This is a genomic window from Streptosporangium amethystogenes subsp. fukuiense, from assembly GCF_042665875.1.
GTDB lineage: Bacteria > Actinomycetota > Actinomycetes > Streptosporangiales > Streptosporangiaceae > Streptosporangium > Streptosporangium fukuiense.
In genome coordinates this window covers 2,231,399-2,254,682 of the sequence record NZ_JBHTEE010000001.1, presented here as the reverse complement: position 1 = coordinate 2,254,682, position 23,284 = coordinate 2,231,399, and the positions used below count along the sequence as shown (strand labels likewise).

The following is a 23,284-nucleotide window of genomic DNA, read 5'->3' as shown; positions in this document are numbered from 1 at the left end:
GGCGCCGCTGCAAACCCGTTTCCGCTGCTGTAGGGCACCGACAGGCCGCCGATGTTCCTCCTCGACGGTGCGGACCGGAAGCCGATCGTCCGTCGCCGTACGGAACGGCCAGGTCCCCGCACCGCCGTCGTCCGCCGTCAGCGATCATGCGAAGATCTTTATCCTGTTGCGCCTGGGGCGCCGAACATGTCAGCGTCAAGCCCGCTGGACGGTAGTTACGACACAGGTGGTGTGAAATGAGGCATGCGGGGCTCGCGCTCGCGTTCGTGTCCTCGTGGTGTTTCGCGTTCTCGGGGCCGATGGCCAAATACCTCATCACCGCCGGGCTGACGCCGATCGAGGCGGTGTGGACGCGGATGGCGGGGGCGGGGCTGTTACTGGTGGCCGCGCTGGCCGTGACCAGGCCGCGGGCGTTGCGGATACCCCGCTCCAGGTTGCCGTTCTTCGGGCTGTACGCGGTCATGGCGGTGGCCGGGGTGCAGTTGCTCTACTTTGTTGCGATCACCCGGTTGCCGGTGGGGATCGCGTTGCTGCTGGTGTGCATGGCGCCGGTGATGGTGGTGGCGTGGGTGCGGCTCGTACGAAAGGCACGGCTCGCGCGGGCCGCGTACGTCGGGGCGGTCGTCGCGGTCGTGGGCCTCGGGGTCGTCGTCGAGGTCTGGCAGGAGGTACGGCTGGACGTGCCGGGCCTGCTGCTGGGGTTGCTGGCCGGAGCATGCTCTGCCGGATATTTCCTGATGAACGATAGCTTTGGCGACGACGTGGACCCGCTTGGACTCATCGCCTGGGGGATGACGGGGGCGGCCGTGGTGCTGACCCCGTTCGCCCGGCCCTGGAACATCCTGTGGGACGCCTTCATGGTCTCCGCGACGCCCGCCGCGGGTGGCGGCCGGATGTTGCCGGTGCTGGTGGCGTACCTGTGGATGGTGCTGGTGGCGACCGTGGTCGCGTACATCCTGGGGGTGCACGCCGTGCGGCGGCTCTCGGCCGCGGTGGGCGCCACCGTGGCGTCGCTGGAGGTCATCGGCGGCGCGATCGTGGCCTGGGCGCTGGTCGGCGAGACGCTCGGTGCGTTCCAGATCGTGGGCGGGCTGATCGTGTTGTCCGGCGCCCTGCTCGCCCAGACCGCCACCGGCTCCGCCCTCGCCGTTTCAGAACCGGGCACCGGTCCTTGAAACGGCCGGATCCTTCGGCGGTTCGCGGGTAGACGCCGTGCGGCGAGAAGGAGGACTCGCATGTCCCGTGTTCAGCTCGCCTTTCGCGTCTCCGACCTGGAAGGCTCGATCGCCTTCTACTCCAAACTGTTCGGTACCGAACCCGCCAAACGTCGCCCCGGCTACGCCAACTTCGCCATCGCCGAGCCCCCGCTGAAGCCGGTGCTCCTGGAAGGCGAGGCCGGCCACGACACCCGCCTGGACCACCTCGGCGTCGAAGTGACCGACACCGACCAGGTCACCGCGGCCACCCGGCGGCTGAAGGACGCCGGGCTGGCCACCTTCGAGGAGAACGACACCTCCTGCTGTTACGCCCTGCAGGACAAGGTGTGGGTGACCGGTCCCGGCGCCGAGCCATGGGAGGTGTACGTGGTCAAGGCCGACGCCGACGTCCTGGGCAAGTCCGCCGCCCAGGGCCCGGCGACGCCCTGCGCCTGTGGCCCGGACGGGGACCAGGCCCCCGGCCGGCCGGTCGGCACCGCGGCGAACACCGGCTGCTGCTGACGACCTGAGGAAGATCATCCCGGGTTGGCCCGCAGCGGGCCTTGGCCGTACCGCCCGTGGTCGAGGGGCGGTACGGCCAAGACCCGCCCGGCCGGAAGGTGTGATGCGGGGGCCGATCCGGCAGTAGCCCTGCCCCCGCACGAAGGCGATCAGGATCGCCACGACCGGAACGGGCCACAACGGCAGACCAAAGGGATCCCTCGGTATGGCCCCTGGTTCCGTTCGATGTCAGGCGAACCTGAGGTCAGCGAACCAGCCGGAAGAACGCGCGGACATCGGTGACCAGCAGGTCCGGTGCCTCCATCGCGGCGAAGTGGCCGCCCCGGTCGAACTCCGACCAGTGCACGATGTCGTGTTCGCGCTCGGCGATCCGCCGGACCCCGGCGTCGCCGGGGAAGACGGCGACGCCGTGAACTTCTCCACGATCCACGCCAGCTGCGCCGCGGGCGAGTCGTGCAGTCCGAACGCGAGGGTCTGCGGCCGGGTCGCCTGGATTATCGCGTAGCCGGCCCGGTCCTGGTCCTGGTACTGGCCGAGGCGGGCGAGTTCCGCCCGGGTCAGCCCCTCGAACTCGGCCGGGTCGCCGGTCGGGAACCCGAGCGCGCCGTTGACGTGTACGCCGACGACGTTCTGGGGCGCGATGCGGCCGAGCGTCGGCGAGATGACCGAGCCGCTGTCGCCGCCCTGCGCGCCGTACCGAGGTAGCCGAGCCGGTCCATCGGTTCCGTCCACGCCCGCGCGACCCGCTGCAGGTCCCAGCCGGTCTCGGTGGTCGGACCGGAGAAACCGAACCCGGGAATCGACGGGGCGACGAGGTGGAACGCGTCGGACCGGTCGCCGCCGTGCGCCGCCGGGTCGGTGAGCGGTCCGAGACTGGTCCGGCGCGGAGCTCGCGGAGCGACTCGGCATCACGACGCGGACCGTACGGCGGGATGTGGACCGGCTGCGGGAACTGGGCTATCCCGTGCACGCCACGGCCGGCACGCCGGGTTACCGGCTGGGCGCCGGGTCCGACCTGCCCCCGTCGCTGCTCGATGACGACGAGGCGGTCGCGGTCGCGGTGGGGCTGAGGACGGCCGCCGGGGAAACGGTCGCCGGGATCGAGGAGACATCCGTGCGGGCGCTCGCGAAGCTCGAACGAGTGCTGCCCGCACGGCTGCGGCATCGCGTTCACGCGCTGCAGTCGATGACCGTGCCCATGCCGGGGGCCGCGGCGCCGGTGGACCCCGAGGTGCTGACCGCCATCGCCGCGGCCTGCCGGGACCACGAGGGACTGCGGTTCGACTACCGGTCGCACGAGGGGCAGGAGAGCCGCCGTTCAGCCGAGCCCCATCGGCTCGTGCATTCGGGGCGCCGGTGGTATCTCGTGGGCTGGGACATCGACAAGGAGGACTGGCGGACCTACCGGGTCGACCGGCTGCGCCTGAGGACGCCGAACGGGCCCCGCTTCGTCCCTCGGGATCCGCCTGACGAGGACCTCGCCGCCTACATGTCCCGGGTGATCTCCAGTGCCCCGTACCGCTACCAGGCGCGCCTCACCATGCACGCCCCGGCGGAGGTCGTGACCGGGCACATGCCGCCGACGGTGGGGGCGGTGGAGCCCGTCGACGCGGAGACCTGTGTCCTCCTGTGCGGTGCGAACAACCTCGACGAGATCGTCGTGTGGGTCGCCCTGATGGACATCGGGTTCGAGGTCCATGAACCACCGGAGCTGATCGGGCGGATCGGCGTCATGGCCGACCGTCTCCGGGCGGCATCGGGAACCACGGGTAAGGGCTTCGGCGATGCGGACGACTCCGGCCACCCGCTCGGCTGAGAGGTCGGCGGGCGGCCCCGGAACCGTTGCCGCCGGCTGACAAGAAGCCGGGGAGGCCGCCGGCTTCGAGATGCGCAACGACGTCGGAACCGGCAGGACGCGCTGGATTCGGGTGGGGACCGCCACCTGAAACTCCATGATCTCCAGGGCCACCTCACGTCAGCGCGCCGTGGATCCAGCGCGTCGCTCATGGCGCGAGCGTGCGAGGTGATGGGCCGTACGCAGCAGCTCACGGGTTGCCGCTCCAGTGCGCGAGCCCGGGTTCACCACCGCCAGCCAGCCGACGGTGCCGTAGACGGGGTGCGCGATCACGGTGTCGACAGCGCCGGGGTCGACCTCGGTGGTGGCTGATTCGCGTGGTGCGTGACCGGTCCACCGGATGAACGCCTCTTTACCGGCGGAGATGTTCACGCGGAAGGTGTCCGGTCGGTCCAGGCGCGATGCCTCGTCGCCGGGGTAGTTCTTGGTCACGACCGTCGCGAAGGGCTGGGTCGTTGCCGGGATGACACCATCAGGCGCGTAGTAGAAGAACGTGTCGCCCCAGCTGATCTCCGGCGAGCCGTCGCCGGGTGCCGGCCTGAGGGTCAAGACGCCGTCGAGGCCGTCGATGAAGCCAATGATCTCGTCTATGGTCATGTGCTCTAGCGTGGCATTAAAGTGCTTATGGAGACTTTGGGGCTGAGGATGAGGGGCTTCAGGGTGTCAGGTCTCAAATCGCGGGACATGCGTACCGTCGACGTCGCTCGGCGTGCCGGGTACTCCGTTCAACAGGTGCGCAATCTCGAACGCGACGGTGTGCTGCCGCCGGCGACGCGCACGGCCGCGGGCTACCGGATCTATGGAGAGATACATCTACAGTCCGCGTTGGCCTACCGGGCCCTCGCGGCGGGCGCGGGCCCGATCGAGGCCAAGAAGATCGTTCGAGCCGTCCACCGGTTCCCTGCCTCGCAGGTGCTCGCCCTTCTCGACGCGGCGCACGCCCGGCTCCACGCAGAGCGCACAGAACTGAAACAGGCCAGGGAGGCCGCCCGGACGATCTCCAGCGAGCCGATCGAAGACGTGCGCGCATCGGACTCGATGGGCGTCTCCGAACTCGCCGCCGCCCTCGGCGTGCGTCCTTCGACGCTGCGGCACTGGGATGCCGAGGATCTTGTCGTCCCCGACCGCGATCCCGCGCGAGGAACGCGACGATACACACCCGACCAAGTGCGAGACGCACGGATCGTTCACCAACTGCGCAGGGCCGGTTACCGCATCGCACCCCTTCGTGCCCTCATGCCGGAGCTACGGCGCGCCCGCCGGCTGGAGGACGTCGCCTCGGTGCTGGCCGCCAGAGACGCCGGTCTCGCGGCTCGCTCCAGAGCCCTCCTCGACGGTGCCGCCGCCCTCAGTGCTGTGCTCTCGCCTGCCACCTCCCCGAGCGGCAGCTGACAGCCTGGGATCCGCTGTCCTGAGAGCCGTGCACCGGTGAGGAAACGGGCGGGCCGCCATCCGGCTACTGTTGCTCCGCATGACTCACACCGAGATCGAGATCAGCGCGGAGCTGGTCCGGGATCTGCTGCGCGACCAGCACCCCGACCTGGCCGATCGCCCTGTGCGGCTCGGCGCGCGTGGCTGGGACAACCAGCTCTGGCGGCTCGGCGACGACCTCGCCGTCCGGTTGCCCTGGGCGACGCGGTCCGCGGACGCGCTGCTGCGCAAGGAGCACACCTGGCTGCCCGTCCTCGCCCCGCGCCTTCCTCTGCCGGTTCCCGTCCCGCGGCGCCTCGGCGAGCCCTCCACTCTGTTTCCACGACCTTGGATCGTCACCACCTGGGTGCCGGGCGAGCCTGCCGACCGGGCCCCCGTCACGCGCGGCGCGGAGGCGGCCGACGTCCTGGCCGCTTTCCTGGCGGCTCTGCACCAACCCGCCCCCGATGAGGCGCCCGCGGGCCGCTTTGGCCGCGGAGGGTCGCTGGCCGACCGCTCTGAGGGGTTTACCGAACAGCTCGCCTCGGCCACCGAACTGGGGCTCGTCCCCGACCCGGACGCCGTCCGCGCGGTCTGGGACGACGCCGCCGCCGCGCCCGGCTGGGCAGGCCCGGCGCTGTGGCTCCACGGCGACCTGCATCCGGCCAACATCCTCACCGCGGACGGCACGATCTGTGGCGTGATCGACTTCGGCGACCTCTGCGCCGGCGATCCGGCCTGCGACCTCGCCGCCGCGTGGACCCTGCTGCCGGACGGCGCCGCCGACCTCTTCCACGCCGCCTGCCAGCCGGCCCCGGACGCCGCGACCCTGCGCCGCGCCCGCGGATGGGCGGTGGGGCAGGCCCTCGCCGGCATCCTCATCGGAGAGGCCGGCGTCCGCGGCCGCCCAGGCGGCAAGGCTACGTGGGGCCCACCCGCCCACGCCGCACTGCGACGCCTCATCGCAACGGCCCACCGCTGATCGTCTCGGATTCGGAGGCGGGGCCGGGCTCGCGGTGCTGAAGGCGGCCCTGAATCGCCTGACCGGCTAGCCTGGCCGGACTTCGTCGCCGACCCTCAGCTCGCCGAGGTTCCTGGGCACCAGGCGGATACCGAACCAGGTCTCTCCGTCCCAGCGGCGGTGTTTGGCCAGGGTTCTCAGGGGTTCCTTGCCGCGGTCCTGAGTGACCGGGTCCCAGATGGTGGCGGCGCAGCGGTCGCACAACCCCGAGACGCGGAAATCGACCTCGCCGATGCGGACCGACGTCCAGGTGTCCTCCGCGAAGGGTTCCGCGCCGTCGATGATGGCGTTGGGCCGGAGGCGGGCGACGTCGAGGGGGGCCGGGGGGTGCTCCTGGCGTTCCATGGCACCTTCGGCGATCCAGTCGTCCAGGCGCTGGAGCGAACTCCTGGAGACGAGCATGAGGGGCCCGTCCCAGAGGCCGCCCTGTTTCTCGGTGATGGTCCGGCGTCCGGGGTCGTCCAGCCAGATGAGGCGAGCGGGCATGCCGAGCAGGCGGGTGAACCATTCGTGGGCGTCGGCGTGGGCGAGCACGGCTCGGTCGAGGTTGGAGCAACCTAGCGAGATCGTGTCGCCGGTGGCCGGGGGGACCTTGAGTTCGCCCATGGCCTTCGCCGACAGGTGAAGACCGCCTTCGGGGGTCTCGGCGGCCGAAACTGAGAGAAGCCGGGGGTGTTCGCCTACCCAGATCAGTTCTCCCAGCGGGTCCACCACGGCCCAGCGGCGGTCGCCTTCCAGACCCCAGGGGAGTACTTGGGCGGATGGGCGGGAGATGCCTCTGGTGGATTTGATGGGGTAGGTGCGGATCTCCGCTAGTTCCATTGGGCAAGGATAGGAGGAAGCGCTCTCCTGGGGTATGGGAGCGTGTCCACGGGGCGTCCGGGGCGGGGCACCGGGCCCCTCTGGGATGTGGGTTTCGCATGCTCTTCGATGAGGCGGCGGGGTCCGTTCGTCGGAAGCCCCGTAGCGGCTTCTGGCGAAACTTTCATCGCGGGTGCCGTCGGAGGACGCGGCCTGGCACCTCCTCTTCGGGCGGGCCCGGCGGCATCGCCCAGAAGACCTCGCAGGCCGAGTCCGGCAAGTGGGTGACCTGCTCGCGACTCTGCCCGGAGTGCGGCCACCCGGTCCGGTCGAAAGGGGTGACGGTGTGTCGGGACCGCCGTCGCGAAGCCCGGCAGGAGGCGGCCAAGCGGGACTGCCCGCGCTGTGGCCGCCCCGGGCCGCAGCGGCCGCTCGATCGCCAGGAACTCCCCAACGGTCCGTCCCCGGCCGCCGATCCGGCGGGCCTCGTCCGCGGTCGACTCTCGCGAACAAGACCGGACCTTGGCGTCGGGCTTGGAAGTATGTACGGTTCGCCGGTGAGGCGCGGCGAATGCTCCGATGCCGGGACGTGGTGATGACGAAGATCCCGGGCGCGCGTGAAGAGTTGGATCGGGCGGCTCGGTGGCTGCGCGGCCAGGTCCGGTCGGTCGTCGTGGAGCTGACCGGAGACCAGGACCTGGAGGTGGCGCTACCGGAGGCGCCGGCTATCACCTATTGGGAGGAACCGCTGCGGTTCTCCTATTCCGTGCACGTCCAGCACGCCATGAACGGTGAGCCGGGTGTCGATCCGGTGCAGGGCGCCAGGTTTCTGCTCGTGTCCGCCGGTTGGGACGTCACCGTGCTGAGGGACGTTCCCGAAGTGCCGACCAACATCGAGGCCAGGACCGGTGAGTTCCGCATGTCGCTGCTCATCTCCCAAGCGCGTGACTCCCTCACCGTCACCGGCCGCACCCCGGTGATGGCACTGTACGAACCTCGCGGGCTTCACCTCGTGAGCCCGGAATGCGCACGGTGCCGGCGGAAGCTGACGGCTCTGCAGGTTCTGCGTCGCCGCAGCCTCTGGGGCGGCCAGGAGCCACAGCCCAGGCGCGAACTGTGGTGGGAGTGCTCCGGGTGCGGCTGGCTGGGCTACCAGCACCATGAGGGCGAGCGGTTGCACGCGATGCGGCGCCTGAAGGGCCGCGAGGGGAACTGTTTCTTCTGCGGCGAAGATCAGAGCAATGTCGCCGGTGAGATCTGGGAGCAAGACGGCGAGCTGCGGGACTGGGTGGTGTGCCTGGACTGCGGAACCGGCAACGCCCGCCGTGTCGGGCGCGCCCCCGACGATGGCAGATCACCGGGCTGACGAAGCGGAGCGGTCCGGTTCGGGCGCTGTTCTTACGACGGGCTTGGACGCAACGTCTTCAGACGTCTCCTGCGGAGCCGCGCAGACTTGGAGCTGCTCACTACTGGAAGGTCTGGCTGCGCTCGATGAGGTCGAGCAACGCCTCGTTGATCTGTCGTAGGACGATGATGGTCTTCTCGGCGGCCGCGGCGATGGCCTGCTCGCCGGGGCGACGGGGGGTTCGAGCAACTGGGCCACGGTGTCTGCGAGGACCTCGGCAGGGTCGTCGACGCCTAGGGATGCGGTGGCCGGGTCGGACATGGCGGCGCCGAACCCGGTGAGTACGGCGTGCACGGCGTAGGTCAGGTCGGGCAGGGGACGATCGTGGCGGATCAGGCCGTGGCGGTGACAGATCGGCAGGCCCGTCTCGCACAGGGCGCTGGGCGTGGTGCGGGCGAACAGTTCGCGGTCGCCGACCTGCTGGGTGAGCAGTCGCAGCAGGCCGGCGTCGCCGCTCTGCACGCGGCGAGCCAGGGGCAGCCGCAGTCCGGTGCGGATCAGCAGCGGGGCCAGATGGCGCGGCAGCACGACGGCGGGATCGGCGGTGATGCGGGCGACGATCTCATTCAGGAAGGTCAGCAGTTCACGGGCGAGCAGCCCGAGGATGAGGTCTTCCTTGGCGGGCCAGTACAGGTAGGTCGAAGCGGCCACGGCCGGTGCCGGCGGCGATGGCTTCGGGGCCGGGGTGACGTAGCTCGAGACGGTCACCTGGACGGTGAGGACGACCGGCCCGTCGCGCGCGCCGGACCTCGCCGCCACGGGCGACGGCCGGGGGAGACGACGATCAGGTGCTCCTCGACGGAGGCGTCGGGGTCGTCCTCGTCCCAGCCGGCGGTGGTATCGCCGTACGCGGCGCGTCACCGCTTCGGGAGGAGCCTGTCCGTCCACAGCCGGGCGACAAAAGGCAAAGGCAAGGAGGTCATCCACTCCTTGCCACTCTCAACGTATAGCGCACCGGGGGGCTTGCGGCAAGACCCGGGTCGTGCCGCAGAATCGTCGGCCGAGGCCAGAACCTGCGGAAATCAGGGATTCGCGGAATACGTGTTCTTTTGTCGACGTGTGGGTTTCGCGGGACGTCGAACCGCCGGTGGGAGTCGCGGTGCGGTTACGGAAACTCGGCGCGAGGACACGGGTGTGCGAGTCACCGGACCGCATGGAGCGGCCGGCCGAAATGCGACCTTGTCGAATGGGGGGTTCATGATTGACGTGATCGTTGCCGGCGGCGGACCGACCGGCATGATGCTGGCCGGCGAGCTGCGGCTGCATGGCGTGCACACGCTCGTGCTGGAGAAGGAGGCGGAGCCGGCCAGGTATGTCCGCGCGCTCGGCCTGCACGTGCGCAGCATCGAGGTGATGGACCAGCGCGGACTGCTGGAGCGGTTCCTCGTGCACGGCAAGAAGTACCCGGTCGGCGGTTTCTTCGCCGGCATCGACAAGCCCTCGCCCGACCGGCTGGACACCACGCATCCCTACGTCCTCGGCATTCCGCAGACCACCACCGATCGCCTGCTGGCCGAGCACGCCACCGAGGTCGGCGCGGAGATCCGGCGCGGGTGCGAGCTGGTCGGGCTCGACCAGGACGAACACGGGGTGACCGTCGAGCTGGCCGATGGCACGCGGCTGCGCTCGCGCTACCTCGTCGGCTGCGACGGCGGCCGCAGCACGGTGCGCAAGCTGCTCGGCGTCGGCTTCCCCGGCGAGCCCAGCAGGGTCGAGACGCTGCTGGGCGAGATGAAGGTGACCGAGGATCCGGCGACGGTCGCCGCCATCGTCGCACAGGTCCGCAGGACCCAACTGAGGTTCGGCGCCGGGCCCCTCGGGGACGGGGTGTACCGCGTCGTCGTGCCTGCCGAGGGGGTGGCCGAGGACCGCACGGTTCCGCCGACCTTGGAGGAGTTCAAACAGCGGCTGCGGGCCTTCGCCGGCACCGACTTCGGCGTGCACTCACCGCGCTGGCTCTCCCGTTTCGGCGACGCCACCCGGTTGGCCGAGCGCTACCGGGTCGGCCGGGTGCTGCTGGCCGGCGACGCGGCGCACATCCACCCGCCGACCGGCGGGCAGGGGCTCAACCTCGGTATCCAGGACGCGTTCAACCTCGGCTGGAAACTGGCCGCCGAGGTCGGAGGCTGGGCGCCGGAGGGGCTGCTGGACAGTTATCACACCGAACGGCACCCGGTGGCCGCCGACGTACTGAACAACACCCGCGCGCAGATGGAGCTGCTCTCTTTTGAGCCGGGCCCCCGGTCAGTGCGCCGGCTGCTGTCGGAACTGATGGACTTCGAGGAGGTGAACCGGTACCTGATCGAGAAGATCATCGCGATCGGGGTCCGCTACGACTTCGGCGAGGGGCATGAACTGCTCGGCCGGCGGATGCGGGACATGGAGCTGAAACGGGGACGCCTCTACGAGCGGATGCACGGCGGCCGCGGGCTGCTGCTCGACCAGACCGGCCGGCTCTCGGTGGCGGGTTGGGCGGATCGGGTCGACCACGTCGTCGACGTCAGCGAGGAACTGAACGTGCCCGCGGTGCTGCTGCGGCCGGACGGCCACGTGGCGTGGGTCGGTGAAGACCAGCAAGGGCTGCTCGGCCGGCTGCCCAAGTGGTTCGGCGCTGCCGTCAGCTGAGCGCGCGGTTGTGGCTCGAAAGGGCGGGGGCCTGTCTCCGGCCGCGTTCGGCGCGGTCGGTGCCGTACCCCGTCGGCTCGAAACCCTCGCGAAGTACGACGACCCTAGCGAGATCAGTCTTGTCGGGATTCCCGATCCGCAGGTAAGGACGTTCCGAACCCACCAGGCCATGCTGGAGATCGGAGTTGACCGGTCGATGCCGGTCAACTCCGGTTGCTTGACGTCGCGTACCTCACCCACGCACCGTGGTGGTCCTCAGCTGCGGATCGGCGGCGATCTCGGCTCCGGTGAAGCGCCCGGTGACCCACTGGCCGCGCGAGAACAGGACCGTCTGGTCGGTGTGGTGGGCCGAGGTGGGATCGGCGGAGAGGGAGTAGGTGAGGATGGTGCGGGAACGGGGCCGTCAGGGCCGAGCTCGACGGCCATCATGAAGCTGGAGCCGGTGTCCACCTCCGGGTAGTGCCCGTCGGTGCCGAGCGGGCCGCTCATACGCACCCTGTCGAAACAGCCCTCGCCCTCGGTACAGCCGGGAAGCGGGATCGAGGAGTAGCGCTGCGCCTGGCCCGGGGTGAGCGTCAGGGGGATGCGGTTGGCCTGGAAGAAGTGCACGGCATCGGCCAGGGCTTGCCGCGCCGCCGGACTGTCGTGCTTGAGCCCCCGAGGGGTGGTCAGTGGATGCGCGGGGTCGAACGGCACCCGCCAGGGGCTGAATTCGGGGTCTCCCGGCTTGCTTGGCGTAGATCGGCAGCACATCCACGCCCGGGGAGCCGCGCAGGCGGGCGAGCAGGTCCGCCTGTGTCTGCTGGGGTAGGCCCGTGACGCCGGGCCGGGCGAACTGGGCGCGCAGCACGTGGTTCAGCGCGCCGCCGGCCACGGCCTGCTGACCGGAGAGCACGGCGGGCACGAGGCCCGCTATCGCCGTGCCGATGAACACCGCCAGCACGAGCCCGCTTACCGCGCGGAAGGCGGCTCTGGGGTCCGCGGCCATCCGCTGCGCGGCCGGCAGTGTCGCCGCGCTCCGGGTCAGCCGGGCTGCCAGGCGCGCGGCCCGCATCGTCAGCCAGGGCCCGGCCAGGACCAGCCCGACCATGATCAGGGCGAGCTCCGCGCCGGACAGCAGGGCGTCGGGCTCCTTGCCGTTTCGGTACACCGGGCCCGCGAACAACCCCAGCCCGGCCAGCAGCGGGGATCACCCGCCACCCCCGCGGCGGGGGCGACGCGGCCTTCCTGGCCGCGCCGAGCGGTGAGATCCGCACTCGGCGCAGCGATTACAGCGCGACGCACGCCGCGACGACCGGCACGCAGACGAGCACGGCCGCGTACCGCCAGGAGTGCGGGACGATCAGCTCGGGGAAGAAGCGGGAATCGGTGATCCGCACCCCGGCGAGCGCGGGCCGTACCGCCTGGAAGAGCGCGAGGCCGGCCAGCGCGCTGCTCGGCGCGCTGGCCAGCTCGTCGGGCCCGGACAGCGCGGCCTGGCCGATCAACCCGGCGCGAGTGCCGGGGAAGCGGTCGGAGAGTTGCTCGCGCGGCGCCGAGTCCAGCAGCCTGGCCAGTGCGGGCGAGGCGTAGTACCGGCCCCGGGCATCGCTGAACTGCGCCACGCCACGGACGAGGAGATCCAACGTGCCAGAGCCGATGTGCTGGAACAGGTCGCCAGTCACGGCGACGACCTTCAATACGGCGGACGACACCAGGGGTCCTCACGAACCGCGCTGGCGAAGGCCCTCGCGATCCTCGATGTCGGCGTACGCCTCTGCACACAGAGGCGTACGCCGACAGGCGGCAGCCGTCGCGCGCACCTCGTGCGATGGGTGTTGGCCGGGGGCAGCCAATGGCGAAGTACTCGCCGCAGCTGACTGCGCCGTTCAGCGATTCAGGGACGAGCCGCCGGGCCGGGCTCTTCTTGGCCGGTGGAAGCACGGCGCGGGTCGCCGGCCTGCAGGAGCTTGCCGAGGTCGAAGGTGACCCGGACGCGGGTGATGCGGCCACCTTCGATCTGCAGCCAGCTGGCTACGGGGAAAGGTTCCCCGGCGCCGCGGGGGTGCAGATCGAACCAGGTCATGACGTCGTCGCCGTCGACCCACCGCTTGTGGAAGACGAGCTCGCTGGTGATGGCGAAGATGCGGGCCAGCGAGGCCTGGTACTGCGCGGCGCCGTCTATCTGCCCCAGGGGCCCGTTGACGCGAACGTCGGGGGCGAGCACATCGGCCAGCTGGGAGGGCTGGTTGGCTTGCCAGGCGCCGAAGTAGGCGTCGGCGACGGCTGTGACCGCGTTGCCGGTGCCGTGGGTGCTGTGGGTGTCGTTCATGGTGTGCTGGTCCTTGCCCTGAGGTGCCGGATGGGTGCTCAGCGGGCCCGTGGGGTGGAGTGGTCTCGGGGCCGGTGAAGTCGCCGGCCAACGCCGCGGCGACCTGGCGCGGGTCGCGCAGGTGCAGCGTCTGGTTGTGCACCGTCCTGCCTGCCGGTGAGGCCAGGGCGCCGACGTAGTCGCCGACCTGTTCTCCGGTGAGAGGTGAGCCCGGGCGGGTGCCGTGAGGGCCGATGAAGGCCATCATGACCACGTCGTTGACCCGGGGTGTGCCGGCGGTCTCCACCGCGAAGGCCTGCATGAGCTTGTTTTGCGCGACCGAGACCACCGCCATCGGCCCGATCCCGGGCTGAGGCGGTCCGATGAACCCCACGGGGCCGTTGATGCTGGTGTAGGAGCCGCCGGGGGCAGTGGCAGGAAGGTCTGCGCGGCCAGGTAGTGCGGGAACAGGCTGTTTTCGATGACGGCCTTGAAGTCGTCGAATCCGGCTTGGAGCATCGAGGGTGTCTGGTGCCAGCCGGCGGGTGCCGCCGCGACGGCACCCGCCGCAGACCCGATGTCGCCGATCAAGGCGCCGACGTGACTGGCCTTGTCCGGGCCGAGCCGGGCGAGGAGACGGTCGATCTTGTCCTGGGAGCGGGAGAGAACCGGCACCCGGGCGTCGGCGCGGACGAAGGCGTCGACCAGGAAGGCGCCGACGTTGCCGGTGCCTCCTATGACGACAGCGTCCTGGCCGGCCAGTTCCGCTCCGGTGAGGGTCATGTGCGGGCCTTTCTCACAGAGCCGTGCCGGTCAGACCTCGACCAGCTGGGCGGTAGGAAGTGGTGCGCGGGCTTGGCTCCACGCGATGAGCGGTTGAGCTGGGCGAGCATGGTGGTGACCGCAGGGGTCAGCGGTGGTCGGGGCCAGTGCGCATGCTGGTGACCCAGGCGGCGCCGACGACCAGGTGCATGGCGGCCAGTGCAAGGCTGGTGAGGGTGTCGCTGGAGACCGTGAACGGCGTCGCGGCTGAGACCAGCGCCAGAGCGAGCCCGCCCCAGGAGGCCCACGTGCGCACGGCGGGGCGTCGACGGGCCAGCACGAGGACGATCCTCGAAGTTCGGGTGTTTGGGCTCGGCGTGGGTCAGGCCGGGCGGCGGGTCAGTCGGATGATGGGCAGTTCCCGGTCGGTCTTGTCCTGATAGCCGGCGAATCTGGCCGATGCCTTCGCGATCTGAGCCCACGCGGTGTCGCGGCCGGGGCCGTGCAACTGGGTGGCGGTGACCGAGACGGTGGCGCCGTCGACGTCGATCTCGACCTGGTCGGGGTAAGCGGCGATGTTGTGGTACCAGGCGGGATTGCCGGCGGCGCCGGCGGCCGAGGCCACGATCAGCCAGGAGCCGTCAGGGCCGGGAAACCAGGCGACAGGGGTGCTGCGCCTGATCCCGGTCTTGGCGCCGATGGTGGTCAGGACCAGGGCGCTCATGCCCATGACCTGGCCGCCCTTGGTGCGGATCCGCTTCATCGCCCAGGTGTTCACCCAGGTGAAGAACCGGTTGGCCTTGGGCTGGCGGGCGCCGCGGGTGCCGCGGCGGGTGGTGAAGCTCATCGTTGCTCCCGTTCATGATCGGAGGTGGAAAGCCGCCCCGTGGCGGGGCGGCCGGGCGACGAAAGCGCGGGTCAGTTCTGGGCTGCGGCGGCGCGGGCGCGGAACATGCCGGGGACGAGCTCGCCGTCGGCGCGGGCCTTGTCCAGGGCGGAGGCCCACCAGGCGAGGTCGTCGAACATGACCTGCAGGCTGATGCCGGTCATCGGGTTCTTCGGCGCGCCGTGTGCGTCGAAGGCGTCGCCGACGAACGGCAGCACGGTGGCGTTGCGCAGCGGGACGGCTTCGGCCTCGACCATCATCTGGGCCAGGTGCTCGATGGCGCGGATGCCGCCGCCGATGCCGTTGCTGTAGCCGACGACCGCGACGGGCTTGTTGCGGAACCCGAACGACAGCCAGATCGAGTCGATCGCGTTCTTCAGCGCGCCCGGCACGCTGTGGTTGTATTCCGGCGTGATGAACAGGAACGCGTCGTGCTCCTTGACCTTCTTGTTCCACGCCCGCACGAGCGGCTCGGAATAGGTCGGGTCGTTGATGTCGCCGACGGTCCCGAAGTGCTCGGTGAAGATCGGCAGCGGCCAGTCGCGCAGGTCGGCGACCTCGACCTCGAATCCCTCGTGCGCGGCGGCGTGCTCGAGGACCCAGGGCACCACCTGGTCGGCGGCCCGTCCCGGACGGGTGCTGCCCACGATCACCAGCAGTTTCGACATGATTGTTCTCTCCTTTGACAGGCGTGTGCGGGGATATGCCGCGCACAGCGGCGGTGCGGGTGCGGACCCCGTGCGGGCGGGCCGCTCCCAGGTGGGGCCGGTCAGTCCTGTGGCGGGCCGTCCGCCGGACCGGTGGTGTGGACGGTGCGGCGGACACTCACCTCGCGGTCGTGGCTGAACGGCAGGCCGTCCAGGTTGTAGGGCCACGACACCCGCGGCATGATCCGCATGACCGGGGCGGGTCCGCGGGGCCCCTGCCGCTGCACGATCTGGGCGTCGCCGTAGACGCGCAGGTAGCGGGGCGTCCACGGCTGGACGGACGGCAGGTCGTCGATCACGATCGCGATTTTGGCGTTGCCGGCCGCCACGTTGCGGAACTTGCGGGTGCGGGCCGGGTTGAACCCGCCCACCAGCAGATGGGTCCCGTCGAACTCGAATCCCACCGGCGCCACGTCCGGCTGGCCGTCCGCGCCGACGGTGGCGATCCGCGCCAGCCGCTGGGACCTCAGATACGCGATCTCTTGCTCGCTGAACGACATGTGATCCTCCTTTGCCCGCCCTCACCGGCCATTTGGTTAATGCAGTGTACTGTACATGGCATTAACTATATGCATGGTGTACATTATTCCTGTGGACACGACAGCGCAAACAGTCACCGAAACGGCCATCCCCTCAGGTCACCCCTGTACCGCTGCCGGCCCCGCCAGCGAGCCGATGGACGTCGCCACCGCGCTGATCCAGCTCACCGGCCTGGTCCAGGGGATCTACGCACGGGTCTCCGAACGCCACGACCTGACCCCTGTCCAGGCCAAGCTCCTGTGCGTCCTGCTGGAAGGGCCCCGCGGCATGGCCGACCTCGCCCAGATCTTCGGCGTTGAACGCGCCGCCCTCACCGGTCTCATGGACCGCGCCGAGAAACGAGGCCTGGCCCGCCGCGACCCCGTCCCCGGCGACCGCCGCGCCTTGCAGGCCACCCTCACCGACACCGGCCGCGAGGCCGCCGCCGCCTTCCACGCCGAGATCACCGGGCAACTCGCCCAGCTCACCGCCGACCTCGACCTCGCCGACGGCGAACACCTGCGCGCCACGATGACCGGGATCATCCAGCAGCACCGCGCGGCATTCGGCGCGGGCCCGGCCGACTGCCGCTGAACTCCTCTGGTGCGCCTTCCCGATCGGTGGGCGCGGGTGGTCAGGACGACCACGTGACGGGCGGCCCACGCCGCAAGCCGGTGAAACCGGCACGGCATCCGGCGAGAAACGGCGGTAGGGCGCTTCACTCGCCGAAGCCGCTGGTGGGCCGCGGTCGAGCCGGGCTTCGCCCGCGACCCGGGGGACCCGGTGGAGACGATCCCGCGGCGCACCGTCCATCGATCGCGGAACCCGCAAAGATCATCCGTGCCACGGCCTGGCAGACCTGCGGGCCGCCGACAGAAAGGACCGCATGACACAACCGCCGGCACCGGCCATACACAACCCGGTACTGCCGGGATCGCACCCCGACCCGTCGGCCGTGGTCGTCGACGGCTGGGTCTACGTGGCGACCTCGACCTTCGAGTGGAGTCCGGGCGTCCGCATCCACCGCTCCCGCGACCTCGTGCGCTGGGACCCGCTCGGCGGCGCGCTCGGCGCGGACCGGCTGCTGCGACTGGAGGGCACACCGGACTCCGGCGGCGTCTGGGCTCCCAGCCTGACCTGGGCGGACGGCCTGTTCCACCTCGTCTACAGCAACGTGTCCACCTACGCGGGCGGCTTCACCGACTGCCCCAACCTGCTGACCACCGCGGCCGACCCCATCGGTCCCTGGTCGGACCCCGCCCCCCTGCATTCGCGCGGGTTCGACCCGTCGCTCTTCCATGACGGGCCTGACAGCTGGCTGCTCAACCTCGTCCACGACTGGCGCCCCGGCCATGGCGGCAGCGCCGGCCTGGAAGTCGTCCGCTACGACCGCACCGCCCGCCGCCTGACCGGCGACCCGGTCCGCATCCAGCTCCCGCCCAGGGCAGGCTGGATCGAGGGACCGAACCTGTTGCGCCGCGGCCCTTGGTACTATCTGACCACCGCCGACGGTGGCACCGGATGGGAACACCGGGTCACCGTCGCCCGCTCCCGCCGCCTGACCGGCCCGTACGTCACCGACCCCGCCGGGCCGCTGCTCACCTCGCTCCACGACCCCGACCTTCCACTCCAGAAAGCCGGGCACGGCAGCCTGTTCACCATGCCGGACGGCCGCACCTGGATCGCCTACCTCGCCGCCCGCCCCACGGGTCGGCGCGGCCCGTGCATCCTCGGCCGCGAGACCGCCATCGCCCCGGTGGAATGGACCGACGACGGCTGGCCCCGCGTTCCCGGCGGGCGTCCGGCCATCACCGTGCCCGTCGGACACGACCAGGTCCGCCCCACAACGAAGGACACCACCCTCACCCCCGCCTGGCCGCCCGCCGAGGACGACGACTTCGACGCCCCGAACCTCGGCCCGCAGTGGTCCACTTTGCGGCGCCACGCCGCCCCCGACTGGCTCTCGCTGACCGAACGCCCCTCCCACCTGCGCATCCGGGGCGGCCGCTCACCCCAGAGCCTCATCGGCCCCAGCCTCGTCGCCCGCCGCGTCCCCGCCCCGCGGTCCACCTTCGAAGCCGACATCGAGTTCCGCCCCCTCGGCTTCCAGCACCTGGCCGGCGTGACCCTCTACTACAACACCCGCAACTGGCACTTCCTCCACATCACCGCAGACGACACCGGGCAGGCCGTGCTCCACCGCGCCACCTGCGACCGCGGCGTCACCACCGTCGATGAGGACGGCGGCCTGCCCCTGCCTGATAGCGACACCGCCCCGATCAGCCTCGCCCTGGATCTCCAAGGCCCGCTGCTGCGCACCCGCGTCCGGCTGGAGGGCACCTGGCAGGAGTTCGGACAGCCCTTGGACGCCACCGTGGTCTCCGACGAGCACGCCGAAGACATCGACGCAGGCGGCCTGCGCACCCTGGGCTTTACCGGAGCCTTCTTCGGCCTATGGGTCTGGGACCTGACCGGCAGCGCCCTGCCCGCGGATTTCCACCGCGCCCGAACCCTCGTCACGGTATGACAGCGGCACCCACTCCGCCGAGGGTGAACACCTGCACGCCACGACGGCCGAGATCAGCCAGCCGCACCATGCGGCCCCCTTGCCAGCACGGTGGTAGCCCTCAACCTCGGTAGCGGGAGCGGCTGTGAGCGATCTCAACACCGGTCTTGCGCCGCGCCGAGATCGCCGCCTGGTGCGTCGAGGACCTCTAGCCGACCACCGTTTCGGTCCTCGCCATCACCCTCGCCGACGGAGCCAGCGAGGCTCACCGGTGAGCCGTGCTGCGGTTCGGCCTCGCGCAGATTGCGCAGTTGCAGGGCGGTCGCCATTTCCAGTCGCGTCACCTCCAGGAGCGCTCGCTGGAGTGCCCAGCCGAGTCGTTGAGTTTTCAGAGTTTCGCGAGGGGTCTACGCGCGGGCGCGCGAGGCCTGTGGACTCCGGCGGGGAGGCCACCTGACGGCTGGGGACACGTTTGGGAGCGGAGAACCGACTCGAGCTTGAGAACTACTCATTTCTGAGAACAAGATCAACGCGAATTGGGCCTCACGATATGATCCTTACCACGCGCTACGCGGCGCCAAAATCCGGTCCGATCCTCCCCGGAGGCCGGCCTGAGCCTCGACGGTGGAGTCGTCGTGCACCGACGGCGGGGTGTGCATGCCGATCCCGGAATGGACGCACCGGGCGATGACGCAGGTGCGACGGGTGGAGCCGGACCCGCTGGACTCTGCCGGGTGCTCAGTCGGCCTGGTCGGCCGCCCGCAATGGGCATCCGGTGCCGACGCGCGCGGTGAGCTCGGCCCGCAGGGCGGCGAGTTCGGCCATGCGCGCGTCAACGACCTGGATCTTCTCCTCGAACAACGCGGACAACGCTTTCGCGGCGTCCGGCGCGTCGTGCAGTTCCTCGCCATGCCGTGCGATCTCCGCCAGTGAGAATCCGAGCGTCTGCGCCGTGCGGACGTAGTGCAGCCAGGCCACCGCCTCGGGAGGAAAGTCGCGGTAACCATTGGCCAGCCGTCGACCTGTGACAAGGCCGACCTTCTCGTAGAACCGGATGGTGTCCCTGGTCATACCCGCCTGCGCGGCCAGTTCTCCGATGCGCATGATCCTCCGTCGGATTCCGGGGCTTGACCTTGGAGCGTACTCCACCCTTTACCGTGAGGCGTCGTTGCCGTGAGAACAGCAGGAGGCTCATCGTGATCCCTGGTTTCGCCCCTTCCCGCCCCGCCTATCTTCGCGCCGTACGCGCCAGCGCCTGGTACGACCTCGTGGTCACGGCGGGATTCGCCACGCCGTGGACGTACGCGCTGCTGCACGGTGCGCTGTCGTCGTTGAGTGGCGCGTTCGGCCTGGGCACCCTGCCGGCACTCGACCCGATGCAGACCCTGTACGCGAATCTGATGGGCTCGGTCGTCGTCGTCTGGGCCCTCCTGCGCATCGTCAGGCCAATACCGGTGCACGGACTGTTCGACGGCGCCGCGCGCACGCTGTTCGCGGCATGGCAGGCATACGCACTGGCCCAAGGCGCCACGCGGCTGCTATGGCTGTTCCTCATCGTCGAGGTCGCGTTCGGCGTCGTCCAGCTTGTGCCGTGGTGGCGCAGCCGACGTCCTCAGCCACTCCCCGCCGGCCTGTCCTGATCGCCCACAGAGGTCGGCCCTGCCGTTGACCGCCCGCGCCGCCGGCGGCATCATCGCCGCGATCGCTCAGACGGCCGATCTCGACGCCCTCACCAGCGCGCACGTCCTGCGCCACACCCCAGGAAAGACCCGTCATCGTACGTCGCGTATCCCGAGAATGTATGTCGCGGTAAGCGCAACGGCACGGTCCTCGTCATGTGACAGATCTACGAGGGCCCGTGACGCCGTGGTTCCCGGGATATCCGCGAGCGCCTGTGTCAGCCGTCGGCGTGCAGACGATTCAACGCTGCCGGGGGCGAGACGATCAACGAGCCTGGTAGCGATCTGATCAGCCAACGCGGGACGAATCGCCAGCGCGCTCAGGGCGTCGGCCGCATCGACGTCATTCGTCCCCTCGACGACGATGTCGATGAGCGTCGGGATCGCGTCGACCACTGCACGCGCTCCGAGTGCCAGAGCCGCATACCTGCGGACCACGATGTCGGGGTTCGCGAGGGCGTCCTTCAGCAGTGTGGTCGCCTCACCGTTCGGAATCTCGGCGATGGACTGGACGGCACGTTTGCGTACCTCGGCTACCGGTGAGCCGAGACCCTCCGCCAGCAGCGCCAGGCCCTTACCGCCCGATTGCGCCAAAGCCCAGCGAAGGGCTCCGGCGACGTTCGGGTCCGTTTCGCTCAGCGCTGCCTCGACCAGTGCTTCCACCGGCACCGGAACCTCTTCGACCGAGGACAGGGCCGCGCGCTGGCGCTTACCGGCGCTCTTTGAGCGCAACGCCTGCAGGAGTGCGACGACCTGGAGAACGTCCTCCCAGCCGGCGGGTTCTACGGCGTCGATCCGACGCAGTCGCGTGAGCAACTCCGTCTCAGCCGCAATGCGCTCTCGCGTCTGGCGGATGAGGTCGTCGACGAGCTCCGAAGGTGTGAAGTCGGGATCATCGAGCGCGCGCCTGACGTCACGCAGCGACAACCCCAAGGACCGCAGGCTCTCGATATGGAAGATCCGCCGAACGTCCTCGCTGGAGTACTCCCGATAGCCGGCGCCGCTACGACCCGTTGGCCGCACCAGGCCAAGCGAGTCGTAATGCCTGAGCATGCGGGCGCTGACCCCGGACCGTCGTGCCACATCACCGATCAACACTGCCTGTCACTCCTCCTTGCCGGTGCTACCGAGGGCTACGGCGCGCTTGGCCTCCTCGATCGCGAACTCGAATCCGGCATCCGGGTCGCGCAACAGCCGTTCCGTGGCGATCGCATGCGCGCGTACGCGCGGGTCGGGGTCCGTCATCGCGGCGCGCAGCGTGGGCACGATCACCTCACCGAGCGCGACCAGCGCCCGGCTGAGGCTCAGCCGCGTCTCACGTTCGCCGCGCCCGAGCTGTCTCGACAACGTCGCGGCCAGCTCTGGCTCCTCGCCTTCGGGCACGAGCACGACCGCTGCCCGCCAAGCGCTCCGCGCCACCTCATCGTCGGCGTCGGACAGAAGCGCCTGTGTGATCGCCGGCCAGGCTTGCGGATCCCCGATCTTGGACAGCGTGTGCAGCGCCTGGCTTCGTGCCTGCGCACGCTCCGAGTGGAGTTCCCTGAGAAGCTCTGGAACCGTCATGGATGCTGAGTGGCGGGTGAGTGCCCACGTCAGCATATCGCGCACATAGAATTCGGGTTCGATCGCGCATCGCTCGATGAGCTTGTCGATGAATCGCGGGTCAGGGGCCGTGCCGACCGCCATCGCCGCCCGCAGCCGCACTGACGAGCGGCTGTCCTCCAGCCCCTGGAAAGCTCGAATCGTATCCGTGTCCTGTCTCTGCGCGGTCATCGGGACCACCTCCTTGGCAACAGTGAAGACCTTGTCACCGTGTCAAGGTCAAGCGGGGGCGCGCCGCGAGATCATCAGGCCCCCGGGCACTCGCGCGCCAGGTTGAACAGCAGCGTGGGCGAGTGGTGCTCCATACCGATGAGGTCACCGACCGGGGGAGTGGCGCACGCCATCGGATCCAGGACGGCTTGCCCGGTCGAGGGGATCTTCAGCAGATCGTGTGCTCGGCCGCGGTCCGGATGTCCTTGCGCAACACGTCGGTACAGGATCAGCTGCTGGATATCCGGGAGATCTGGTCATCTCATCGTTATGGCCGCGATCTCGTATAAATCTACATTGTAAAGGCGTTCGCTCGGCTTGAAGATCATTTACAGCGGACTGAAGACACATCACCTGCAAACACAAGGCAGGTTGGGGGACACCTGACCTCTGGCGATCAGATCATCGGTGCGGTCCGCGGGAGCCTCTGCGGTGTCAGGCCGATCCGCTGAGGGCTGGATGCCGACAACCGATGGTGTCGTGTGCTGTTCGTGCGGGACGGCTCGCGACCTTGTGGGCCACCGGCTGGCGTACGGGTGGGGCAACTGCTGGTCAACGTCGCGCAAGTGCTGCAAAGGTGTTTGTGTGACCACTTTTCAGGTAACCGTGCGGCCTGTGAGTGCCGCGGACCGTCCCACTGTCGAGCGGCTCTGGCTCATGTTCCGTCACGACATGGCGGAATTCCAGGGCGGGCTCCCCAGCCCCGATGCCACCTATCACAGCGACCGGCTCCGCGCGGTGTTCGAGGACGAGGACTGGGCGACCTACCTGTTCGCCGGCGGGGATCGGCCTGTCGGGTTCTCCTTTGTGCGCGCGCTATCCGGCCCGGCGCGAGTGCTGAACAGCTTCTTCGTGGTACGCGGTGCACGCCGGTCCGGGATCGGGATGAGAGTCGTTCGGGAGGTGATCTACCGGCACCCCGGCCCCTGGAGGATCGCCTTCCAGGACTCGAACATGGCGGCCGGCGCATTTTGGCGGCGCGTCGCCACCGAGATCGCCGGTGACGCGTGGACGGAGGAACGCGCGCCTGACTCGGACCGGCCCGACGTTCCCCCGGATGTGTGGATTTCTTTCACCGCCGTCTGACGGGGATCAGGCGGGAGTGCGCCTCGCTCTGAAGCGCGATTTCCCCCGATGGGAGGCCGAAGACACCTGCTAAGCGTTGCGCGAGTGCTGTGTAGGCGGTGGAGCGGTCGATCTTGAGCGTGCGGGCGGCCTCGGTGGCCGAGACGCCGTCGTCGACCAAGCGGCGCAGCGTGGTCACCGCCGCCGAGGTCGAGACGGGTTG

28 protein-coding genes and 1 pseudogene are annotated in these 23,284 nt (G+C 69.9%); 12 read left to right on the top strand and 17 right to left on the bottom strand.

The window, feature by feature from the left end:
- Positions 1-236: 236 nt before the first annotated feature.
- Together ACFQVD_RS09865 and ACFQVD_RS09860 are read left to right on the top strand one after the other, a co-directional pair.
- Complete coding sequence (locus ACFQVD_RS09865) at positions 237-1,175, top strand: EamA family transporter (protein ID WP_343981531.1); 939 nt, start codon at positions 237-239, stop codon at positions 1,173-1,175.
- A gap of 60 nt (positions 1,176-1,235) precedes the next feature.
- Complete coding sequence (locus ACFQVD_RS09860) at positions 1,236-1,718, top strand: ArsI/CadI family heavy metal resistance metalloenzyme (RefSeq protein ID WP_343981534.1); 483 nt, start codon at positions 1,236-1,238, stop codon at positions 1,716-1,718.
- 244 nt (positions 1,719-1,962) lie between these two features.
- On the opposite strand, the gene ACFQVD_RS09855 is transcribed toward ACFQVD_RS09860, so the two are convergent.
- Positions 1,963-2,148 (bottom strand): hypothetical protein, encoded by a 186-nt coding sequence (locus ACFQVD_RS09855; protein WP_343981537.1) that lies wholly within the window; start codon positions 2,146-2,148, stop codon positions 1,963-1,965.
- 23 nt (positions 2,149-2,171) lie between these two features.
- Here ACFQVD_RS09855 and ACFQVD_RS09850 point away from each other — a divergent pair, with 23 nt between their 5' ends.
- Together ACFQVD_RS09850 and ACFQVD_RS09845 are read left to right on the top strand one after the other, a co-directional pair.
- Positions 2,172-2,423, top strand: a complete 252-nt coding sequence (locus ACFQVD_RS09850) for a hypothetical protein (RefSeq protein ID WP_343981540.1) — start codon at positions 2,172-2,174, stop codon at positions 2,421-2,423.
- A gap of 163 nt (positions 2,424-2,586) precedes the next feature.
- A pseudogene (locus tag ACFQVD_RS09845) lies at positions 2,587-3,534 on the top strand (helix-turn-helix transcriptional regulator); the annotation flags it as partial.
- A gap of 159 nt (positions 3,535-3,693) precedes the next feature.
- On the opposite strand, the gene ACFQVD_RS09840 reads toward ACFQVD_RS09845, so the two are convergent.
- Positions 3,694-4,170, bottom strand: coding sequence for a DUF6194 family protein (locus ACFQVD_RS09840; RefSeq protein ID WP_343981543.1), 477 nt, complete (start codon positions 4,168-4,170; stop codon positions 3,694-3,696).
- 87 nt (positions 4,171-4,257) lie between these two features.
- Here ACFQVD_RS09840 and ACFQVD_RS09835 point away from each other — a divergent pair, with 87 nt between their 5' ends.
- The gene (locus ACFQVD_RS09835) at positions 4,258-4,965 is read left to right on the top strand and encodes a MerR family transcriptional regulator (protein WP_343981545.1); all 708 of its coding nucleotides are present in this window, start codon (positions 4,258-4,260) and stop codon (positions 4,963-4,965) included.
- A 79-nt stretch (positions 4,966-5,044) separates the two neighbouring features.
- Entirely contained in the window at positions 5,045-5,965 is a 921-nt protein-coding gene (locus ACFQVD_RS09830) for an aminoglycoside phosphotransferase family protein (RefSeq protein ID WP_386270890.1), read from the top strand.
- 66 nt (positions 5,966-6,031) lie between these two features.
- Here the strand turns inward: ACFQVD_RS09830 and ACFQVD_RS09825 are convergent, their stop codons facing one another.
- On the bottom strand, positions 6,032-6,826 hold the full coding sequence (locus ACFQVD_RS09825) for an MOSC domain-containing protein (protein ID WP_343974022.1): 795 nt from the start codon (positions 6,824-6,826) through the stop codon (positions 6,032-6,034).
- A 574-nt stretch (positions 6,827-7,400) separates the two neighbouring features.
- On the opposite strand from ACFQVD_RS09825, the gene ACFQVD_RS09820 reads away from it, so the two are divergent.
- Positions 7,401-8,171 (top strand): hypothetical protein, encoded by a 771-nt coding sequence (locus tag ACFQVD_RS09820; protein ID WP_343974019.1) that lies wholly within the window; start codon positions 7,401-7,403, stop codon positions 8,169-8,171.
- Here the strand turns inward: ACFQVD_RS09820 and ACFQVD_RS09815 are convergent.
- Positions 8,160-8,918 carry a hypothetical protein gene (locus tag ACFQVD_RS09815; protein WP_343974016.1) on the bottom strand — a complete coding sequence of 253 codons (759 nt, stop codon included), beginning with the start codon at positions 8,916-8,918 and terminating at the stop codon, positions 8,160-8,162. The two genes, ACFQVD_RS09820 and ACFQVD_RS09815, sit on opposite strands and share 12 nt — an antisense overlap.
- Before the next feature lie 489 nt (positions 8,919-9,407).
- On the opposite strand from ACFQVD_RS09815, the gene rox reads away from it, so the two are divergent.
- Complete coding sequence (gene rox / locus ACFQVD_RS09810; RefSeq protein ID WP_343974013.1) at positions 9,408-10,835, top strand: rifampin monooxygenase; 1,428 nt, start codon at positions 9,408-9,410, stop codon at positions 10,833-10,835.
- 232 nt (positions 10,836-11,067) lie between these two features.
- Here rox and ACFQVD_RS09805 read toward each other — a convergent pair whose 3' ends face one another.
- The 8 genes from ACFQVD_RS09805 to ACFQVD_RS09770 form a co-directional block, all read right to left on the bottom strand.
- Positions 11,068-11,220, bottom strand: coding sequence for a hypothetical protein (locus ACFQVD_RS09805; protein WP_343974028.1), 153 nt, complete (start codon positions 11,218-11,220; stop codon positions 11,068-11,070).
- A gap of 883 nt (positions 11,221-12,103) precedes the next feature.
- Positions 12,104-12,499 carry a hypothetical protein gene (locus ACFQVD_RS09800; RefSeq protein ID WP_343974010.1) on the bottom strand — a complete coding sequence of 132 codons (396 nt, stop codon included), beginning with the start codon at positions 12,497-12,499 and terminating at the stop codon, positions 12,104-12,106.
- A gap of 212 nt (positions 12,500-12,711) precedes the next feature.
- Entirely contained in the window at positions 12,712-13,146 is a 435-nt protein-coding gene (locus ACFQVD_RS09795; RefSeq protein ID WP_343974007.1) for a nuclear transport factor 2 family protein, read from the bottom strand.
- Between the two features lie 243 nt (positions 13,147-13,389).
- Positions 13,390-13,908: a hypothetical protein gene (locus ACFQVD_RS09790; RefSeq protein ID WP_343974004.1), complete on the bottom strand. Its 519-nt coding sequence runs from the start codon at positions 13,906-13,908 to the stop codon at positions 13,390-13,392.
- Positions 13,909-14,035: 127 nt separating this feature from the next.
- Positions 14,036-14,227, bottom strand: coding sequence for a DUF6069 family protein (locus tag ACFQVD_RS09785; protein ID WP_343974001.1), 192 nt, complete (start codon positions 14,225-14,227; stop codon positions 14,036-14,038).
- 42 nt (positions 14,228-14,269) lie between these two features.
- Positions 14,270-14,734, bottom strand: a complete 465-nt coding sequence (locus ACFQVD_RS09780; protein WP_343973998.1) for a nitroreductase/quinone reductase family protein — start codon at positions 14,732-14,734, stop codon at positions 14,270-14,272.
- 71 nt (positions 14,735-14,805) lie between these two features.
- Positions 14,806-15,441, bottom strand: coding sequence for an NADPH-dependent FMN reductase (locus ACFQVD_RS09775; RefSeq protein ID WP_343973995.1), 636 nt, complete (start codon positions 15,439-15,441; stop codon positions 14,806-14,808).
- 101 nt (positions 15,442-15,542) lie between these two features.
- On the bottom strand, positions 15,543-15,980 hold the full coding sequence (locus ACFQVD_RS09770) for a PPOX class F420-dependent oxidoreductase (protein WP_343973992.1): 438 nt from the start codon (positions 15,978-15,980) through the stop codon (positions 15,543-15,545).
- 91 nt (positions 15,981-16,071) lie between these two features.
- Here ACFQVD_RS09770 and ACFQVD_RS09765 point away from each other — a divergent pair, with 91 nt between their 5' ends.
- On the top strand, positions 16,072-16,593 hold the full coding sequence (locus ACFQVD_RS09765; protein ID WP_343973989.1) for a MarR family winged helix-turn-helix transcriptional regulator: 522 nt from the start codon (positions 16,072-16,074) through the stop codon (positions 16,591-16,593).
- Between the two features lie 292 nt (positions 16,594-16,885).
- A complete protein-coding gene (locus ACFQVD_RS09760; protein WP_343973986.1) occupies positions 16,886-18,526 on the top strand; it encodes a family 43 glycosylhydrolase in 1,641 nt (546 codons plus the stop codon).
- Positions 18,527-18,660: 134 nt separating this feature from the next.
- Here ACFQVD_RS09760 and ACFQVD_RS09755 read toward each other — a convergent pair whose 3' ends face one another.
- Both ACFQVD_RS09755 and ACFQVD_RS09750 read right to left on the bottom strand, forming a co-directional pair.
- Positions 18,661-18,834 carry a hypothetical protein gene (locus tag ACFQVD_RS09755; RefSeq protein ID WP_343973983.1) on the bottom strand — a complete coding sequence of 58 codons (174 nt, stop codon included), beginning with the start codon at positions 18,832-18,834 and terminating at the stop codon, positions 18,661-18,663.
- Between the two features lie 409 nt (positions 18,835-19,243).
- A complete protein-coding gene (locus tag ACFQVD_RS09750; protein ID WP_343973980.1) occupies positions 19,244-19,609 on the bottom strand; it encodes a MerR family transcriptional regulator in 366 nt (121 codons plus the stop codon).
- A gap of 92 nt (positions 19,610-19,701) precedes the next feature.
- On the opposite strand from ACFQVD_RS09750, the gene ACFQVD_RS09745 reads away from it, so the two are divergent.
- Complete coding sequence (locus tag ACFQVD_RS09745) at positions 19,702-20,145, top strand: hypothetical protein (protein WP_343973977.1); 444 nt, start codon at positions 19,702-19,704, stop codon at positions 20,143-20,145.
- 132 nt (positions 20,146-20,277) lie between these two features.
- Here the strand turns inward: ACFQVD_RS09745 and ACFQVD_RS09740 are convergent, their stop codons facing one another.
- Together ACFQVD_RS09740 and ACFQVD_RS09735 are read right to left on the bottom strand one after the other, a co-directional pair.
- Positions 20,278-21,282 carry a HEAT repeat domain-containing protein gene (locus ACFQVD_RS09740; RefSeq protein WP_343973974.1) on the bottom strand — a complete coding sequence of 335 codons (1,005 nt, stop codon included), beginning with the start codon at positions 21,280-21,282 and terminating at the stop codon, positions 20,278-20,280.
- Positions 21,283-21,288: 6 nt separating this feature from the next.
- Entirely contained in the window at positions 21,289-21,957 is a 669-nt protein-coding gene (locus tag ACFQVD_RS09735) for a HEAT repeat domain-containing protein (protein ID WP_343973971.1), read from the bottom strand.
- Between the two features lie 624 nt (positions 21,958-22,581).
- Here ACFQVD_RS09735 and ACFQVD_RS09730 point away from each other — a divergent pair.
- Positions 22,582-23,082, top strand: coding sequence for a GNAT family N-acetyltransferase (locus ACFQVD_RS09730; protein ID WP_343973968.1), 501 nt, complete (start codon positions 22,582-22,584; stop codon positions 23,080-23,082).
- Here ACFQVD_RS09730 and ACFQVD_RS09725 read toward each other — a convergent pair.
- Positions 23,069-23,260, bottom strand: a complete 192-nt coding sequence (locus ACFQVD_RS09725; protein WP_343973965.1) for a hypothetical protein — start codon at positions 23,258-23,260, stop codon at positions 23,069-23,071. The genes ACFQVD_RS09730 and ACFQVD_RS09725 overlap by 14 nt on opposite strands.
- Positions 23,261-23,284: the final 24 nt, after the last annotated feature.

What these genes read in the sequence shown, in the direction of transcription:
- ACFQVD_RS09735 (WP_343973971.1), bottom strand. Translation starts at nt 21,957, where the DNA reads ATGACCGCGCAGAGACAGGACACGGATACGATTCGAGCTTTCCAGGGG.
- ACFQVD_RS09750 (WP_343973980.1), bottom strand. Translation starts at nt 19,609, where the DNA reads ATGCGCATCGGAGAACTGGCCGCGCAGGCGGGTATGACCAGGGACACC.
- ACFQVD_RS09755 (WP_343973983.1), bottom strand. Translation starts at nt 18,834, where the DNA reads ATGGCGACCGCCCTGCAACTGCGCAATCTGCGCGAGGCCGAACCGCAG.
- ACFQVD_RS09835 (WP_343981545.1), top strand. Translation starts at nt 4,258, where the DNA reads ATGCGTACCGTCGACGTCGCTCGGCGTGCCGGGTACTCCGTTCAACAG.
- ACFQVD_RS09825 (WP_343974022.1), bottom strand. Translation starts at nt 6,826, where the DNA reads ATGGAACTAGCGGAGATCCGCACCTACCCCATCAAATCCACCAGAGGC.
- rox (WP_343974013.1), top strand. Translation starts at nt 9,408, where the DNA reads ATGATTGACGTGATCGTTGCCGGCGGCGGACCGACCGGCATGATGCTG.
- ACFQVD_RS09830 (WP_386270890.1), top strand. Translation starts at nt 5,045, where the DNA reads ATGACTCACACCGAGATCGAGATCAGCGCGGAGCTGGTCCGGGATCTG.
- ACFQVD_RS09790 (WP_343974004.1), bottom strand. Translation starts at nt 13,908, where the DNA reads ATGACCCTCACCGGAGCGGAACTGGCCGGCCAGGACGCTGTCGTCATA.
- ACFQVD_RS09775 (WP_343973995.1), bottom strand. Translation starts at nt 15,441, where the DNA reads ATGTCGAAACTGCTGGTGATCGTGGGCAGCACCCGTCCGGGACGGGCC.
- ACFQVD_RS09770 (WP_343973992.1), bottom strand. Translation starts at nt 15,980, where the DNA reads ATGTCGTTCAGCGAGCAAGAGATCGCGTATCTGAGGTCCCAGCGGCTG.
- ACFQVD_RS09780 (WP_343973998.1), bottom strand. Translation starts at nt 14,734, where the DNA reads ATGAGCTTCACCACCCGCCGCGGCACCCGCGGCGCCCGCCAGCCCAAG.
- ACFQVD_RS09840 (WP_343981543.1), bottom strand. Translation starts at nt 4,170, where the DNA reads ATGACCATAGACGAGATCATTGGCTTCATCGACGGCCTCGACGGCGTC.
- ACFQVD_RS09865 (WP_343981531.1), top strand. Translation starts at nt 237, where the DNA reads ATGAGGCATGCGGGGCTCGCGCTCGCGTTCGTGTCCTCGTGGTGTTTC.
- ACFQVD_RS09760 (WP_343973986.1), top strand. Translation starts at nt 16,886, where the DNA reads ATGACACAACCGCCGGCACCGGCCATACACAACCCGGTACTGCCGGGA.
- ACFQVD_RS09860 (WP_343981534.1), top strand. Translation starts at nt 1,236, where the DNA reads ATGTCCCGTGTTCAGCTCGCCTTTCGCGTCTCCGACCTGGAAGGCTCG.
- ACFQVD_RS09795 (WP_343974007.1), bottom strand. Translation starts at nt 13,146, where the DNA reads ATGAACGACACCCACAGCACCCACGGCACCGGCAACGCGGTCACAGCC.
- ACFQVD_RS09820 (WP_343974019.1), top strand. Translation starts at nt 7,401, where the DNA reads ATGACGAAGATCCCGGGCGCGCGTGAAGAGTTGGATCGGGCGGCTCGG.